Raw genomic sequence first — 17,286 nt, forward strand, 5'->3', positions numbered from 1 at the left:
CGCCGCCCGCATGCACGTCGCAGCGGGCCGGCGGGCTGATCGAGGTCAACCTCCCAGCGCCAGTTGCGCCCGCAGTTCCTTGGCCAGAACATTGCCTGGCCCATAGACGTCCATGGCGACCGCTGCCGTGCCGCGGCTCCCTGCATCGCGGGTCACCGTGACCTTGGAGAACTGCCGCTGGGCGTCCGATGCGAAGCGCGCGGTGCACATCATGGCGGCATCGGCATCGCTGCCCGGCGCGCGCACCGGCTGGTCGAAGCTGAAATCAGACGGCTGGGCGTTGGCAAACGGCAGGCTGGCATTCCACGCCGAACACACGAGGTTGAGTGCCTTCACGGATTTTCCCTGGCTACTCAGTTCGATCTCGACCAGGGCGCTCAGGTGGTAGTCGCCCGCCACGAAGATGAGGCCCTCGATGCCCTTGTCGACGATAAACTTCACCAGCCGGCGCCAGCTGGCCGGATAGCCGAGCCAGTTGTCGGCTGCGATGCAGGTCGCCGGTTGGGCGACGAAGCGGTTCTCCGGCAGGGCGAACACGCTGCCGCTGCACAGCAGCTTGGGCCCTTTGGGGTGGGCCAACAGCCAGGCTTCGATGGCGAGCATCTGCTCTTCGCGCATGATGGGCGCATCCCTCCAGGTGCCCAGGGTGCGGGAGGTGCGTTCGGTGCGCGTATCGGCCGCGAACGCGGGAATGCCGCCCACCTCGAAGCAATGCCACAGGCCGCGCTCCACCCTGTATCCCTGCGGGTCCTCGGACAGCCGGGGCAGCTTCGGGCGGTGAAAGCGTGACTGGTAGGCCGTTGCAGCCAGGAAGCCGCTCAGGAAACGCTGTCCACGCACGGAGTCTGCCGTGGCACGGTCCGCCCCGTCGAGGTTGTCGTCGAACTCATGGTCATCCACCACCAGCCAGACGGGAAGGCGTGCGAACAGCTGCCGCGTGGCGGGGCTGCCCCAGCTCTCCCGGTAGCGCTGGGCACCGCGCTCGTCGGGTTCGGTGGTTTCGGCGATATTGGCGGTGGCATCGGCATAGATCTGGTCGCCCAGCAGCAACAGTGCCTGCACGGGCGCGCTGGCATGGTCGATGTGCTGCGCCATGTCGCCGGCCAGGGCATCGATCGCCCCGCGCTCGAAGGCCAGGCCCGGCCAGCGGCAGGAGCTGGCGAGGAAGCTGGTGCTGGTGTGCGCCTGGCCCTCCACAGTCCAGCGCTGCCACCAGGGCCGCGCGGCCAGGTCGAGAGCGATGGGTTGCGATTCAGCCACGGGATGCGCATCCCCGGCCACGCCGGACCCCTGGGGCAGACTGCGCAGCACCAGGCTGATAGGCAGCAGGCTGGCAAACCGCAGGCTCGCACTTTCCTCCAGCACGCAGGTCCAGTAGTAGCCCTGGCCGGTGGGCGGCCTGGCCGGTGAGGGCTCGGATGCGAACACGCCGGGAAGTTTCGTGATCCAGGCTGCGGGGTACACGGCACCGCCGATCCGGACCTCGGGCGGCATCGGTGTGCTGGTGGTGTCGAGGTACTGCTCCACCCAGATCACCAGCCGGCGCTGCCCCTCGGGCCCATGTTCGATCTGCAGCATGGGGCCGGTGAGCGGCCGGATGGGCGTGGTGAAATCGCGATCGGCCAGGTCGGTGTCGCTGGACTGGCCGTCCGGGCACGGCCGTTCGGGATCGATATGGCAGCCATCGGTGATGTCCTCAAACGCGGCCGGTTGCTCAAGGAAGCGGGTCAGGTGGGGATAGATGTCCCGGTGGGCATGCTTGCCGAACAGGAAATCCATGTGCCCATAGCCTTTGCGCAGGAAGGTGCGCACCACGTGTTCCTGCGGCTGGCCTGCGAAGATCCGGCGCAGCCGGTTCCAGCTGCGCGCTGCGCCGCGCGGATCGAACACCTGGTTGTCCAGACCGTGCACGAACAGCGTGGGAAAGTGCCAGTTCTGGCGGAAGTTGTCTTGCAGCAGGTAGGTGTTCTCGCCATCGCGGTTGGTCAGCCGCTCGCGCAGCACGATGAAGTACAGCTGGCGAAACACCTCGACGCCAGCCACACCCACGAGTTCTCCCAGCCTTTCGTGCGTGCGCGGGTCCAGGTTGGCGTGCACCCATTCGCGCCCGTAGAACGCGGTCATCCGGTTGCAGATGGCACAGCCCGCGCCGGGCGATTCGCGGTGCGCCTCGTGCAGGATACGTTCCTTCTCGGTCCAGGCCAGGGTCGCCGCGAACCGGTCCAGCAGTTCATCGGCCGCGTCGGGGTGGGCCGGGAGCAGGGGGCTGATGCGTTCCCTGCCGGTCAGCAGGTTGCGATAGAGCGCGGCCAGGGCGCCCGAGAAGCGGTTGGACACGGACGGCACTACCCACGGGTGCACGGCATGGATGATGGCCGCACGCACCTTGGTGGTGTCAAAGCGCGCCTGCAGTGCCGACATCGCGAAGGCCCCTGCGCCCACGCAGTGCGCAAAGACATCGATGGCCTGGCCTCCCGTCTGTGCGTGCACGCGGTCGATGGCGGCGGGAATATCGGTGTGCGCAATGTCGTCCATGGTGTGCGCACCGCGCGCGTAGCGCAGGCGGTTGGACATGCGGTTGTCCAGCAGCCAGACGGTGTAGCCTGCGCGCAGGAAGTGGCCGGCCATGCTGGTGTCCACGGTGTCCGTCGCGTACACGCCGCTGCCATGGGCCAGCCCATGGATGAAGAGCACATGCCGCCCGCCTTCGGGATGGCGGTAGACCGTGAGCTGCAGCCCGATCTGCTGCTGCGCTCCGCTGCGGCGTGCCGCCTTGAGCACCTCCTCCTGTGGCCGGACGATGACCCCCCCGGCGGTCTTCAAGGGGGGATGCGGCGGCAGCACCGGTGGCGTGTACTGCCCGTAATCCAGGCCCCGCAGTGACCAGAAGTGCGTCTGCATCAGTGCGCGCAGCCACAGGGAGGCGAATGCCGCCAGCCCGACCATGGAGGCCGGCGTGCTGGACGATTCGCGGATCTGCAGGCGCAGCCGGCTCACCAGGTCGGCCAGATCGACGCGCAGCCCGAGCTTCCAGGGCGCGCCCTCGTCTTTGGTGCGCAGTTCGAAGTCCAGCAGCGTGAGCGCTTCCCACAGCGTGCGCGCGCCTGGGCGGTAGGCCAGCAGCTTGCTGCCGCGGGCGACGACCTCCAGGGCCTGGTCTGCGGCCTGGCCCTGCGCAAGCAGCGTGAAGTGGTAGTCGAGTGTGCGGTGGTTGGTATGCAGCCAGCCTGCGCGCGCGAGGGCGCCCAGCTTCTTGAACCAGCCGGGCCCCAGGTACCGCAAGAGGTTGCCCGGCCTGCGTTCCCGGAAGGCTCCGAAGGCGAGCAGCCAGCGCCAGGCCCTGCGTGGAGCGCTGGCGCGCTCGAAGGCCAGCAGCGATACCTGCCCCGCCCCGCGCAGCAGGGGCTCGCCCTTCAAGGCCTCGGAGTGGATGGACGGCCAACCGGGAAGGGGGTTGGCATAGATCGAGAGGGAGGCATCCCACCGGGTCGAAGGCTCGGCCAGCCACTGCTGCAGGTCCACCTCCACCTCGACGGCCGCGATGAATGCGCGCGGCTGCATGGCGGCCCCGGGGGGCAGCGCGGGGTCGTGCCGGCTCAGCAGCTTCCGCGCCCAGCCGGGCAGGTGGCCCTGCTCGGTACCGCCCAGCAGGTGCTCATGGATGCGAAGGCGGAGCTTTCCGTTGGCGTCGGGCCGCGTTGCGACCTCCACGCGCGGCTGCGGCCGGGCGGCCGGGGCCGCTGCCGGCGGCCCGGCCGGGGCCTGGTCCGGCTGCGCCAGTTCGCCCGCGATGTCCCGCGCGGCGAGCAGGGACAGGGCGGAAATCGTGACAAAGGGATTGACGCCCAGCGCGCGCGGAACGATGGCACCGTCCAGCACATGCAGGCCCGCATGCACCTCGCTCCCTGCACCCTTGAACACCGCGCCGCGCCAGTCGACCGCGCCCTGCGTGCCGTTGTCGCCCATGGCGCAGCCACCCAAAGGGTGCACGGTGACCGATTTCTCCAACTGGCTGCCCGCGATGATGTCGGAGAAACCGTCAGGTGCCGGGCGCCACAGGGGGTTGGGCAGGTAGTCGCCACCGTCGAAGCCACCGGCCGCATGGGCCCGGCCCAGGGCGCTGTGCACCGCCTGGTAGTACGCGGCATGCCCTGCGGTGGCGGTCTTGTCGTCGGCAGGCCAGCGCACGTCCAGTTCGAGCCCATGGGGGTCCGCCGGGCCGTTGCCGGTGGGGGCGCGCAGCAGGATTTTCCCGTTCGACGCGTCCTGGCCCATGGCCAGCAGCAATTGCGCGTGCCGCGCCGCATCCCGTGGCAGGGCCAGAGGGTCGTCGGTGCCGGGGAACCGTGCATCCGTGTCCTGCACATAGCGGTGCAAGGTGGCCAGCGTGTGGCCCAGGGTGCTCGTGGCCTGGGCCAGCGCGGAGGGGATGGCGCCGTCCTGGAGCAGGATTTCCTGCTGCACCCCCTCCACCGTGAGCGGCACGCGCAGCGTGGCCGAGATCGTCGGCCCTACATCGCGGCTGGGCTCGGTGCCGTCGGCTTCGGGGGCTGAGACCGCATTGACGGCCTGGCGCTGGCGCCAGCCCATCGCCACCACGTCGCCGTTGGTGGAAAAGGCCGCGCCGAGCCGCTCGGAGTGCGGTACCTGAACCGAGCGCAGCAGCAGTTCGGTGCTGCCCAGGCTGCCCGCGCTGACGATGACGGTGTGCGCATCGATGGTGAATTCGACGGGGGCCGTGTTGCGGCTGCCCGTGGAGCACTCGAAGTGCACGCGCCAGCGCAGGCTGCGCCCGTTCGCGCTGCGTGCGGACGTTGCAAGGGGCTCTACCCGCAGGGCATGGCCGCCGACGAAGAAGCGCGCGCCGCGGCGGTGGGCCGCCGGGATGAGGTTGGTGGCCAGCGAGCCCTTGGCGCCGACGTTGCAGCCGGTGAAGCAGTTGCCGCAGCGCACGCAGGCCTCCATCTCCACTCCGTGCGCATTGGTCCTCTTCGTGCCCGAGATGGTCAGGTCGACCGGCTGGGCCTTGCCGGCCTGCAGCGCGCCGCCCAGGCGGGACAGGGCCTGGAACTTGGGCAGTTCGGCCGCGCGTTCCAGGGGCGCGGCCTCCAGGGCGCAGACGACTTCGTCCAGGGCCTGCAACAAGGCCCCGTGGCGTGCGCCGCCGGGCCGGTAGACACCGGGCCACGGCTTATGGCCGAAGGTGCTTGCCGCAGGTTTGAAGGCCACGCCCGCATTGACGAGGGAGCCGCCCCCCAGGCCGCAGCCGGTGAGCACCGCCACCTGCTCGAAGTTCTGGACGTTGAGCAGCGCCTGCGCGTTCCCCAGGGCCTTTCCGCTTGCGCCACGCTGCATGCGCAAATGGCCCGGCAGGTGGCCGATGTCCTCGGGAAACTCGCCGAGCGCGTATTCCCGGCCGCGTTCGACGACCCAGGTTTCCACGCCGGGCGCAGCCAGTTCACGGGCTGCGAAACTCCCGCCATAGCCTGAGCCCACAATAAGGACATCGCAGCAGGGGGAGGCATTGAGCTGCAACATCGCTTCGATGGGCTCTGACCAGCGAGAATGGGTCGCCATGGGGCCTTTCCGTAGGGCTTTGTTTTGAGTAACAATTGTTTACATGCATTTTCTACCGCCCTTTCCTGTCGATGCCAATCACCCATTGGATGTAGCGATGGCGCGCGAGTCGCTGCGGCTGCGGGCGCAGCAGTCGGTCAGCGCGCGCACCATGGTGGTGGTGGCGGCCATCGTGGCGGCGATTTGCTTCGGCTTTTCCACCCCGGTCTGGCGTGTGCTGGCCTGGATGATTCCCGTGGTGCTCATGGCCCAGATCAATGGGCTGCTCAGCGCGCGCGCACTGGCCGTGCTCGATACGGCGGATGCGGCGGCGCTGGCCCGGCAGCAGACCGACCACTGGTGGATCACGGTGGCCAACCAGGCGCTGATGGGCACGACGGTCTGGTGGATCGGCTACGGCACCAGCGGGGGCATTGCGACCTTTGCCACCGTGCTGCAGCTCATCTACCTGGGCGGGGCGCTGGTGAATGCGTCGACGCACCCGGCAACCTTCATCGCCGGGGCGTGGATCAACCTGGCCTTTGCGGCCGTGTTCTGGTTGACGCAGGGGGGCACCAATGGCCTGCCGCTGGCCCTGGCCCTGTTCGGCGTGGGGCTGGTGGTAGCGGTCTCGTCGCGGCAGACGGCGCAGGCCTTCCGCGATTCGCTGCAGATCCGCTTCGAGAACGCGGACCTGTTGCGCCGGCTGGGGGAGGAGAAGCAGGTGGCCGAAGAGGCGAATGCCGCCAAGTCGCGCTTTCTGGCTGCGGCCAGCCATGACCTGCGCCAGCCCCTGCACGCCCTGCTGGTCTTCTCGTCGCTGCTGCACCGCCACGAAACGCCGCAGACCGCGCAGCTGATCGCCCATATCCGCGACGCGGCGGGCTCGCTGGACAAGCTGTTCTCGGGGCTGCTCGACCTCTCCAAGCTGGAGACCGGCTCCATCGTGCCGCAGATGCAGGCCCTGAACATCGCGGGCATGGTGCGCGACCTGGCCGGCGAGTTCCAGCCGCGCTGCGCTGCCAAAGGGGTTTCCATAGAAACCGAGGGCGATGCCGAGGCGTGGGTGCTGAGCGATGCGTTTTTGCTCGAGCGCATTGTGCGCAACCTGGTGGACAACGCAGTCAAATACACCAACGAAGGCGGTGTCGTGGTCTCCGTGCACGCACGGGAAAGCGTGGTGGCGCTGGAGGTGCGCGATACCGGCATCGGCATCGCCCATGAAGCGCAGGCCCGGGTCTTCGAAGAGTATTTTCAGGTCGGCAATCCTTCGCGCGACCCGGGGCAGGGCAGTGGCCTGGGCCTGGCCATCGTGCGCCGCCTGGCGACCCTGCTCGGCCTGGAAATGGGCATGCGCTCGAACCCAGGCCAGGGGACCACCTTCACGCTCACCTTGCCCCAGGCGCCGATCTTCGAGAGCACGGGCGTTGGCGCCCTGCCGGCACCGGCCCAGCCGGTGTTGCACAAGGCGGTGGATGTCTGGCTCGTCGAGGACCATGCCCTGGTCCGCATGGCGACCTCCCAGGCCCTCGAGTCATGGGGCGGCAAGGTCATGCAGTGGGAGGGCATGCCCCCGGATTCCGCGATCGAATCGGCAACCACCCCTCCGCATGCGCTGGTCGCCGATTACCGACTTTCTGGCGATGCCACGGGCCTGGACGTGGCGCGGCGCCTGCGTTCCCGTTGGCCCGGGTTGCCCGTGGCCATCATCACTGGAGACCCGGGTATCGACATCCACGAGGTTGCGCGCCTGGGCAATATTGCGATGTGGCAAAAGCCGGTATTGCCCTCGCTGCTGATCAACTGGTTGGCAGAAATAGGCGAGCCGGCGGCCGAGCGGTCTGCTCCTGCTTTGAGGCCCGTGGTGGACAAGCCAGGAACCATCGGCCTTTCGTGAGACTGGTGTGCTGCGCACCACCCCTGTCGCGCGAAACGGACCGTCTGCGTGCACGCGGGGCGGCGCGAGGCGCCCCTCGGATGGTGATTTATCTCATGCGATGCGCACGCCTTGCCGTGCGCAGACGTAGACCGCCTCGGTGCGGCTTTGCACGTTGAGCTGGCGAAAGATGACGCTCAGGTGGGATTTCACCGTCTGGTCGCTGATGTTGAGTTCGCGCGCAATCACCTTGTTGGGCAGGCCGCGCAGGATGGCGGCGAGCACATCGCCCTGGCGCTGGGTCAGCTCGGGGAAGGCGTGGGTGAGTTCGCTGGGCAGGTGGCTCTCTCCGGGGGGTGTTGTCCGCCCAGGGCCGGAGAGCAGGGTAGCTGGCAGGTAGATACCACCCGAGGCAATGGTGTTGAGGGCGAGCAAAAGGGTCTCGGGCTCGGAGTCCTTGGCGATGAAGCCGACCGCACCGTTGTCGATCGCGGTGCGCACCAGCGCTGCGCTCTTCTCGCCCGACAGCACGATCTGGCGCGCCTGGGGCACCAGTTCACGGATGGCCACCATGGCGTCGGCGCCGGAGAGGCCTTCCATATGCCAGTCGAGCAACACGACATCTGCGGGCCGCGCCCGCAGCTTTTCGAGCCCTTCTTCGCAGCTGCCCGCGATCTGGGTGTCTATGCCGAAGCCAAGCTCGGCGAGCAACAGGCGCAGTCCCTCTCGAAACAGCGAGTGGTCGTCAATGACAAGAACGTTCATGGGTTGGAGGTACAGGGCATCGCCGTGGCGTCGCAGGGCGACACAGGCACGTCGGATTGGATGGGATCGCCATCGGAAGACACATTTAGTATCGATCCGACTATGCCATGGTCTTGGCGTCCGTGCTGTGTCATCGCGATTTTTTTACCAGTTGGTGGAATCAACATCACGCTCGCAGCCTGCCCCTGAACATGCCTTCAGCGCATGGCCTTGATGGCCTGCGCTGCCCGGGTTACAAGCGCCGGGCCCTCGTAGATCAGCCCGGTGTAGATCTGCACCACGTCTGCACCTGCGCGTACCTTGCTCACCGCATCGTCGGCGCTCATCACACCGCCCACGCCGATGATGGGGAACTGGCTGCCCAGCGCGGCGCGCAACTGGCGGATCACCTGGTTGCTGGCTTCGAGCACCGGTGCACCACTCAGGCCACCGGTCTCCTCGGCATGGCGCAGGCCTTTGACGGCATCGCGGGAGATGGTGGTGTTGGTGGCGATCACGCCGTCCATGCCGTGGCGCTGCAGCGTCGCGGCGATCACCGAGACCTGCTCCTCGCTCAGGTCGGGCGCGATCTTCACGAAAATGGGCGTGCGCTTGCCAGCCTGCGTTGCCAGCACTTCGCGGCGTTCGGCGATCGCACCCAGCAGGCCGTCCAGCGCCTCGTCGCTTTGCAGGGCGCGCAGGTTCTGGGTGTTGGGCGAGCTGATGTTCACCGTCACGTAGTCGGCGTGCGGGTACACGCCGTCCAGGCAGGTCAGGTAGTCGCTGGTGGCGTTCTCGATGGGCGTGGTGGCGTTCTTGCCGATGTTCAGGCCCAGCAGCATGCGCGGGCCGCGGCCCTGCGGCTGGTCGCGAAAGCGCGACTGCTGCACATTGCGCAAGAACGCGTCCAGCCCTTCGTTGTTGAAGCCCAGGCGGTTGATCAGGGCGCGCTTCTCGGGCAGGCGGAACATGCGCGGCTTGGGGTTGCCCGGCTGCCCCTTGGGCGTGACGGTGCCCACCTCCACGAAGCCAAAGCCCATGGCGCCAAGCGCATCGATGACACGCGCGTTCTTGTCCAGGCCGGCGGCCATGCCCACGCGGTTGGGAAAGTGGAGGCCCGCCAGCTCGATGGGGTCGTCCACCCGCGTGTTGCACCAGGCCCATTGCAGCGGTGTGCGCTGCCCGCGGGCCAGCATGTCCATGGTGAGTTCATGCGCGGCTTCGGCATCCATGCCGAAGAGGAAAGGGCGGGTGAGGGCGTAGGGGATCAGGGACATGGAGGGATGACAGGGGATAATTGCGCAATAACCGCTGATTTTCCCTCATGACGACCTCTACCCCCCTGACCCAAGACGAACTCAAGGCCCTCGTAGGCCAGGCTGCCCTGCAATACGTGGTGCCTGGCGAGATCGTGGGCGTGGGCACCGGCTCCACCGTCAACAAGTTCATCGACGCCCTGGCCAGCATGAAGGGCGACATCAAGGGCGCCGTATCGAGCTCGGTGGCCAGCACCGAGCGTCTGAAGGCCCTGGGCATTCCCGTGTTCGACGCCAACGAAGTCGAATCGCTGTCGGTCTACATCGACGGCGCCGACGAGATCGACGGCCAGGGCCACATGGTCAAGGGCGGCGGTGCGGCGCTCACGCGCGAGAAGATCGTGGCTGCGCTGGCCGGCCGTTTCGTCTGCATCGCCGACGAATCCAAGCTCGTGCCCGCGCTGGGCAAGTTCCCGCTGCCCGTGGAAGTGATCCCCATGGCGGCAGCCCACATCGCGCGCCGCTTTGCTGCCCTGGGCGGCAAGGCGACGATCCGCCAGAAAGACGGCCAGCCCCTGGTCACCGACAACGGCCAGCACATCCTCGATGTTACGGGCCTGTCCATCACCGACCCGCTGGCTTTCGAATCCGACGTCAACCAGTGGCCCGGCGTGGTCACGGTGGGCGTGTTCGCGCACCAGAAGGCCTCGGTGTGCCTGCTGGGCACGGCGCAGGGCGTGAAGACGCTGAGCTATTGATTTCGTGCGGCCCCGCCCCTTGGGCGGCGGCACAAAAAAGACAATGGGCCGCAGTTGCGGCCCATTGTCTTGAAAGCATTGGCAGGGCGGCTTAAAACCGGATGCCTGTCGGGTTGGTGGGCGAAGGGCCTTCGGTGGAAGGGGCCGGGCGCGTACGTGGCGAAGCTGTCGCTGCAGCTGCATCCGAGGCTGAAGCCGCCGCAGGCGTAGCCGCCGGAGCGACTGCCACCAATGGCGTAGCAGGCGGGCGCCGGTAGCTGGCCGTCAACTGCGACACCTTGGGGTACCCGGCTGCATCGAGGTATTGCGTCCATTCCGTGTCCTGGAAACCAACCATGCGCTGTGTGCCGATGGTGCCGTAAGGCAGCGAGGTGTCGCCGCTGAGCTTGCGCAGCGCATCAAGATCCTCGTTGGTGGTCACGGTGCGCTCGGTGAAGGGAATGCCCCGGTTCACCAGCAGGCTGCGTGCGCTCAAGCAGGGGGCGCAGTCGCTGCCGGTGTACAGCGTCACGGGAAAGCGCTGTGCAATGCGCGACAGCTCCAGCGGCAGTCCGGTCGTGCTTCCCACTGCGCCCGTCGCCGGATTGGTCGTGGTGGTGGCCGTGGCCTTGCTCGCATTGTCGGGGGCACGGTCCGAGAAGGTGACCTTGCCATCGGGCCCGACGATGCGGTACACCGTCTGGGCCTGGGTCCCTGCGCTGGCAGCAAGAAGGACCAGCACCGGGGCCAGCATCGGCAGGGACAGCAGGTTCTTGCGCATTGTCTTTCTCCTCGGGATCCGTTGGTTGTGGGGGAAACTCAGGCCGCGGCGGGCTCGGCCATGCCCTGGTGGCGCATCAAGGCGTCCAGGCGCGGTTCGCGGCCCCGGAAGGCCTTGAACGACTCCATCGCCGGGCGGCTGCCACCCGCTTCCAGAATGGCTTCGCGGTAGCGGCGGCCGGTTTCGGCGCTGGGCTGGCCATCGCTGCCTACCGTTTCTTCAAACGCCGCATAGGCGTCGGCGCTCAGCACCTCGGCCCATTTGTAGCTGTAATAGCCCGCAGCATAACCGCCCGCGAAGATGTGGCTGAAGGTATGCGCCGTGCGGCTGAAGGCCGGCGGCTGCAGCACCGCCACCTCGGCGCGCACCTGGGCCAGCAGGGGCATGATGTCCCGGGCGGGGTCGTGCTCGGTGTGCAGCAGCATGTCGAACAGCGAGAACTCGATCTGGCGCAGGGTCTGCATGCCGCTCTGGAAGTTCTTGGCCGCGATCATCTTGTCGAAGAGCGCGCGCGGCAGGGGCTCGCCCGTGTCCACATGGGCCGTCATGTGCTTGAGCACATCCCACTCCCAGCAGAAGTTCTCCATGAACTGGCTGGGCAGTTCCACTGCGTCCCACTCCACGCCGCCGATGCCCGAGACGTCGCGCTCGTTCACCTGGGTCAGCATGTGGTGCAGGCCATGGCCGAATTCGTGGAACAGGGTGATCACATCGTCGTGCGTGAGCAGCGGCGGCTTGCCGTCCACACCGCTGGCGAAGTTGCACACCAAGTGCGCCACCGGGGTCTGCAGCACGCCCGTATCGGGGCGCAGCCAGCGCGTGCGCACATCGTCCATCCAGGCACCACCGCGCTTGCCGGTGCGGGCCGGCTGGTCCAGGTAGAACTGGCCCACCAGGGTATTGCCGCGCTCGATGCGATAGAACTCCACGGCGGGGTTCCATACGGGCGCGCTGTCGCGGCGGATGGCCACTTCGAACAGCGTCTCGATGATCTTGAACAGGCCCGCCAGCACCTTGGGGGCCGTGAAGTACTGCTTGACCTCCTGCTCGCTGAAGGCGTAGCGCGCTTCCTTGAGCTTCTCGGCCACATAGGGCCAGTCCCAGGATTGCGGGTCGGCAAGGCCCAGGCTGCTTGCGGCAAAGGCACGCAGGTCGGCCACGTCCTTCTCGGCATAGGGCCGGGCGCGGTGCGCCAGGTCGCGCAGAAAGGTGACCACCTCGGCGGGCGAGTCGGCCATCTTGGCCACCACCGAGACTTCGCCGAAGTTGGCATAGCCCAGCAGCTGTGCTTCTTCCTTGCGCAGGGCCAGGATCTCGCTGATCAGGGCCGTGTTGTCGTACTTGCGGGCCTCGCCCTCGGCCTGGTCGGAGGCCCGGGTCACATAGGCGCGGTAGATCTTCTCGCGCAGCGCGCTTTGGTCGGCGAACTGCATCACCGGCAGGTAGCACGGCATCTTGAGCGTGAGCTTGTAGCCGTCCTTGCCTTCGGCCTGTGCGGCGTCGCGGGCGGCCTGCAGCACATCGGAGGGAACGCCCCCCACCTCGGCATCGGTGGCGTAGTAGGCAAAGGCGTCCGTCGCGTCGAGCGCGTTCTCGCTGAACTTCTGGCTCAGCTCGGCCTGGCGCTCCTGGATTTCGGCAAAGCGGTCCTTCGCCGTACCGGTCAATTCCGCGCCGCTGAGCACGAAGTTGCGCACGGCGTTCTTGTGCGCCTGGCGCTGCTCGCTGGTCAGCGTGGCCGGATCGATGGCCTTGTACTTGGCGTACAGGCGTTCGTCGGCGCCCAGGCGGGTCCAGAACTCGGTGACGCGGGGCAGGGCGGCGTTGTAGGCGGCGCGCAACTCGGGCGTGTCGGCCACGCTATTGAGGTGGCTCACCGCACCCCAGGCCGTGCCCAGCTGTTCGGTGGCCACATCCAGCACCTTGGCAATGGCATCCCAGCGGGCGGGGAAATCGGAGGCGGTGACCGCCTCCAGCGCCGCGTTGGCACGCTCGAGCAGAACATCGACCGCAGGGGCGACGTCCTCGGGGGTGATGCGGTCAAACTGGGGAAGGCCGGAAAATTCGAGAAGGGCGTTGCTCATGCGGTGTAGATGGCGCCTCGGGGCGTAGGTTCAAGAATCTTTTACCGGGCTGCCGTGCGTTCGGCGGCCTCGATCGTGTTCACCAGCAGCATGGTAATCGTCATCGGGCCGACCCCGCCAGGGACGGGGGTGATCCAGCCGGCCACTTCCTTGACCTTCTCGAAGTCCACGTCGCCGCACAGCTTGCCTTCGGCGTTGCGGTTGATGCCCACGTCGATCACGATGGCACCGGGTTTGACCATATCGGCCGTGAGCGTGTTGGCGCGGCCAACGGCCGCCACCACCACGTCGGCCTGGCGCGTGTGGTAGCCCAGGTCGGGCGTGCCGCTGTGCGTCACGGTCACGGTGGCGTTGGCCTGCAGCAGCAACAGGGCCATGGGCTTGCCCACGGTGTTGCTGCGCCCGATCACCACGGCATGCTTGCCCTTGAGCGACTGGCCGGTGGATTCGATCAGCTTCATGCTGCCGTAGGGGGTGCAGGGGCGAAAGCCCTCGAGCCCGGCCATCAGCTCGCCGGCGGACAGCACCGAGTAGCCGTCCACGTCCTTGGCCGTGGAGATCGCCTCGATCACCTTGTGCGGGTCGATGTGTTTGGGCAGGGGCATCTGCACCAGGATGCCGTGCACAGTTGGATCAGCGTTCAGCGCTTCGATGCGGGCCAGCAGCTCGGCCTCGCTCAGCGTGGCCTCGTACTTCTCGAAGACCGAGCGCACGCCGCTGTCCTCGCAGGCCTTGATCTTGTTGCGCACATAGACGGCCGAGGCTGGATCTTCACCGACCAGTATCACGGCCAGGCCAGGCTGGTGGCCGCGGGCGGTGAGGGCGGCGGCGCGCTGGGCGACCTCGCTGCGCAGTTGGCGGGAGAGGGCGTTGCCGTCGATGAGTTGGGCTGTCATGGCTGGAATTCGGATCGAAAAGGGCGCCGGGTGGCGCCCTGGTGGGGAACTTGGCGGTGTGTGGGCTCAGCCCTTGGGGGCATTCTGGCCCAAGGCGATCTTCAGCAGATCGGCCACGGTGTTGGCGTTGAGCTTTTCCATGATGTTGGCGCGGTGCGCCTCCACCGTCTTGATGCTGATCCCGAGGTCGTCGGCGATCTGCTTGTTCAGGCGGCCGGCAACGATGCGCTCGAGCACCTGCGCCTCGCGGCTGGTGAGCTTGGAGAGCAGGGCATCGCGGCTGGCGGCCTGCTGGTAGCCGGCAAACGCCTCGCGGGCATGGTCCAGCATGCGCTCGACCAGGCCGACCAGCTCTTCCTCGTCAAAAGGCTTCTGGATGAAGTCGAGCGCGCCCTTCTTCATGGTGTTCACGGCCATGGGCACGTCGCCGTGGCCGGTGATGAACACGATGGGCAGCGGGGACTTGCGCTCGATCAGACGGTCCTGCAGCTCCAGGCCGGTCATGCCGCCCATGCGGATGTCCACGATCAGGCAGGCCACCTCGCGGGGGTCGTAGCGCGACAAAAAGGTCTCGGCCGAATCAAAGCAGCGCACCCGGTAGTCCTTGCCTTCCAGTAGCCACTGCAGGGAGTCTCGGACCGCTTCGTCATCGTCCACGACGTATACGGTGCCTTTTTTCGGAATCAAGCTCATGCAATTGTCCTTGGAGTGTGTGCGTTTGCTACAGAATTTGTAGTGTCATCGGCAGGCTTGGCAAGCGGCAACCAGAAGGAGAACCTGCAGCCGGTGACCTCGGAACCATTGTAGATGTTCTCTGCATGCATCCGGCCCTGGTGCGACTCGACGATGCTGCGGCACAGATTGAGGCCCATTCCCATGCCTTCCTGCTTGGTGGAGAAGAAGGCTTCGAACAGCCGCTCCAGCACCTCGGGCGCCAGTCCCTTGCCTGTGTCCAGCACCGAGAACTCGACCACGCCCCGGTCGTCGATGGTCTTGGGGACCACGCGCAGCTCCACGCTGCGCCCGGCCGTGGGGCGGTTGGCCTGCTGGATGGCCTCGGCGCCATTCTTCATCAGGTTCACCAGCACCTGCTCGATCAGGATGGTGTCGGCCATCACGGGCGGCAGGCGCGCGGCGATATAGAGGGTCAGGCGCACATGGTGGCGGCGCAGCTCGATATCGGCCAGTTCCACCGCTTCGGTCACCATGGAGTGCACATCGGCCAGGGCCCGGTTGGGCTCGCTCTTCTTCACGAAGGAGCGGATGCGTTGAATGATCTGCCCCGCGCGTTGGGCCTGGTGGGCCGTCTTCTGCAGGGCCGTGAGCAGGGCTTCCTCCGTCAACTGCCCGCTCTGGATGCGCGAGACCATGCCGCTGCAGTAGTTGTTGATGGCGGTGAGCGGCTGGTTCAGCTCGTGCGCCACGCTGGACGCCATTTCGCCCATGGTGATCAGGCGGCTGACCGACTGGGCGCGCTCGGCCTGGCGCGAGGCCTGTTCCTCGGCCTGGCGGCGCGGCGTGATGTCGGTGGCGATCACCATCTGCGCCAGGCGGCCGTCCACCCAGTTCAGATAGCGCGAGCGCACTTCCAGCCACTTGCCCAGGTCGGGCAAAAAGATTTCGGCGTTCTCGGTGCGGGCGCTGGTCAGCGTATCGGTGGGCAGGCCCATCAGGCCGTCCTCGTCGTCCACGCCCGAGCTGGTGCTGTTGGCCACGGGCACCACGCCGGCCTGGGCCACCAGCTGCAGGTGGCCGCCGGTCTGCGAGCCGAACCACTGGCGGTACAGCTTGTTGGCAAACAGCAGCTCCTCGCTGCCCAGTGGCGCCACGGACACCGAAGCATCGAGCGATTCGAGCACGATGGTGAAGCGCTCGTGCGAGGCCGACAGCTGCTCGCGCACCCGGTTGGGCTCGGTGATGTCGGTCATCGACGTCATCCAGCCCGTCTGGTGGCCGTGGGCGTCGATCAGCGGAGACACGTACAGCCGCGCATCGAACAGCGTGCCACTCTTGCGCCGCACGCGCACCTGGAAGCCGCCGACGATGGTCTTGCCGCTGAGCTCGTCGCGCAGCTTGGCGTGCAGGGCCTCGTGGTCCGAGTCGGGCCAGTAGGGAAACGGCGCCTTCAGGCCCACCAGCTCGGCCTCGCTCCAGCCCGTCATCTGGCAGAAGGCGGCGTTCACGTAGGTGATGCGGCCCTCCATGTCCAGGGCGCGCATGCCGGTGAGGATGGAGTTCTCCATTGCGCGGCGGAAATTGGTCTCGGCCACCAGGGCCTGCTGGGCCTGCATGCGCCGGCGCGTGTGGCGCCAGGTGGCGATCAGCATCCAGGCCGTCATGGCCGAGAGGGTGCCCACCAGCCAGAACAGGCCGCTGCCCACCACGCCCAGCGAGGTGCGGTAGGCCTGGGCGCGCAGCACCAGGCCGTTGCCTACTGGCGAAACGGGCACTTCGTACTCGTTGGCGCGCGGGCTCCAGGGCAGGAACTGCGTGGCCGGGTTGCGCGGGCCCAAAGGGGTGCCGGCCAGCACCTGGCTCTTGCCGTCGAGCATGGTCACGGCATAGCGCGCCAGCACCTCGGTCGGCGTGCCGTAGCGCAGCAGGCTGTCGATGGAGTACTCGCCCAACACCACGCCGCTGAACTTGCCCTGGTTGTTCAGTGGCACCTGCAGCTGCAGCAGGTGCGTCACATCCCCCTGGGAGGCGGGCGGCTGGGCGTAGACGGGCTGCTGCAGGTCACGCGCCAGACCATAGGTGTCGGCCGTGTCACCGGCCTTGAGCACCTCGCCGGCAATGCGCAGTTCGCTGCTGGCCAGGGTCGGCGCGGCATGGCTGGCGCGGATGCGGCGGCGCTCGTCGATCCAGGTGATGGCCTGCAGTTCCGGGTACTGGCTGATCAGCGTCTCGGCCCGGCTCACGAACTCCGAGCGCTCCAGCTCCTGGTTGGACAGGTCGCGCGCAATGCGCATGAGCTGCTCCTGGCGCTCCAGCAGGCGCAGGCGCACGCGCTGCTGGGCGTATTCCACATCGCGGCGCAGGGCTTCCTGCTCGCGCTCGGCCTCTTCGGCGCGCAGGTACCAGAAGGCCGCCACGATGGCGGCCAGGAACATCAGCACCGCCGCCAGGGGCGCGAGTGCGGCAAACCGGTCCTGCCGGGTGGGCGAGAGGCTGCGCCACCACTTGCGCCACCAGCGTGCGGGGGCCGCGATGGGCGAGACCGTGGAGGAGGGCGCGGGATCGGTGGCTTGCATGGAGCCCCCAAGTGTAGAGGAGGCGCACACCTGGTTACGGACAGCCGGGGGAAAGCTGTCCACGATCCCCTGCAAGGGTGGCCGGGCCACCCAACGCCTTTTGCG

General features: G+C 67.4%; 10 protein-coding genes. 2 read left to right on the top strand and 8 right to left on the bottom strand.

Going from position 1 to position 17,286, the window contains the following annotated elements:
* Positions 1 to 45: 45 nt before the first annotated feature.
* On the bottom strand, positions 46 to 5,577 hold the full coding sequence (locus AC3WOH_RS05685) for an alkaline phosphatase D family protein (RefSeq protein ID WP_492228406.1): 5,532 nt from the start codon (positions 5,575 to 5,577) through the stop codon (positions 46 to 48).
* 97 nt (positions 5,578 to 5,674) lie between these two features.
* Here AC3WOH_RS05685 and AC3WOH_RS05690 point away from each other — a divergent pair, with 97 nt between their 5' ends.
* Positions 5,675 to 7,453: an ATP-binding response regulator gene (locus AC3WOH_RS05690; protein WP_492228407.1), complete on the top strand. Its 1,779-nt coding sequence runs from the start codon at positions 5,675 to 5,677 to the stop codon at positions 7,451 to 7,453.
* A gap of 93 nt (positions 7,454 to 7,546) precedes the next feature.
* Here the strand turns inward: AC3WOH_RS05690 and AC3WOH_RS05695 are convergent, their stop codons facing one another.
* Entirely contained in the window at positions 7,547 to 8,197 is a 651-nt protein-coding gene (locus AC3WOH_RS05695; RefSeq protein WP_492228408.1) for a response regulator, read from the bottom strand.
* Positions 8,198 to 8,394: 197 nt separating this feature from the next.
* A complete protein-coding gene (locus AC3WOH_RS05700; RefSeq protein WP_492228409.1) occupies positions 8,395 to 9,453 on the bottom strand; it encodes a quinone-dependent dihydroorotate dehydrogenase in 1,059 nt (352 codons plus the stop codon).
* Between the two features lie 47 nt (positions 9,454 to 9,500).
* On the opposite strand from AC3WOH_RS05700, the gene rpiA reads away from it, so the two are divergent.
* Positions 9,501 to 10,190: a ribose-5-phosphate isomerase RpiA gene (gene rpiA, locus AC3WOH_RS05705; RefSeq protein WP_184855878.1), complete on the top strand. Its 690-nt coding sequence runs from the start codon at positions 9,501 to 9,503 to the stop codon at positions 10,188 to 10,190.
* A gap of 91 nt (positions 10,191 to 10,281) precedes the next feature.
* Here the strand turns inward: rpiA and AC3WOH_RS05710 are convergent, their stop codons facing one another.
* From AC3WOH_RS05710 to AC3WOH_RS05730, 5 genes are all read right to left on the bottom strand, one after another.
* Positions 10,282 to 10,950, bottom strand: a complete 669-nt coding sequence (locus AC3WOH_RS05710; RefSeq protein WP_492228410.1) for a glutaredoxin domain-containing protein — start codon at positions 10,948 to 10,950, stop codon at positions 10,282 to 10,284.
* Between the two features lie 38 nt (positions 10,951 to 10,988).
* On the bottom strand, positions 10,989 to 13,034 hold the full coding sequence (locus AC3WOH_RS05715; protein WP_492228411.1) for a M3 family metallopeptidase: 2,046 nt from the start codon (positions 13,032 to 13,034) through the stop codon (positions 10,989 to 10,991).
* A 41-nt stretch (positions 13,035 to 13,075) separates the two neighbouring features.
* The gene (folD, locus tag AC3WOH_RS05720; RefSeq protein WP_492228412.1) at positions 13,076 to 13,930 is read right to left on the bottom strand and encodes a bifunctional methylenetetrahydrofolate dehydrogenase/methenyltetrahydrofolate cyclohydrolase FolD; all 855 of its coding nucleotides are present in this window, start codon (positions 13,928 to 13,930) and stop codon (positions 13,076 to 13,078) included.
* A 66-nt stretch (positions 13,931 to 13,996) separates the two neighbouring features.
* The gene (locus AC3WOH_RS05725; protein WP_007848524.1) at positions 13,997 to 14,623 is read right to left on the bottom strand and encodes a response regulator transcription factor; all 627 of its coding nucleotides are present in this window, start codon (positions 14,621 to 14,623) and stop codon (positions 13,997 to 13,999) included.
* Positions 14,620 to 17,181: a PAS domain-containing sensor histidine kinase gene (locus AC3WOH_RS05730; protein ID WP_492228413.1), complete on the bottom strand. Its 2,562-nt coding sequence runs from the start codon at positions 17,179 to 17,181 to the stop codon at positions 14,620 to 14,622. Before AC3WOH_RS05730 ends, AC3WOH_RS05725 begins: the two co-directional genes overlap by 4 nt.
* Positions 17,182 to 17,286: the final 105 nt, after the last annotated feature.

Source organism: Acidovorax sp. FW305-C-20-28 (genome assembly GCF_058783375.1).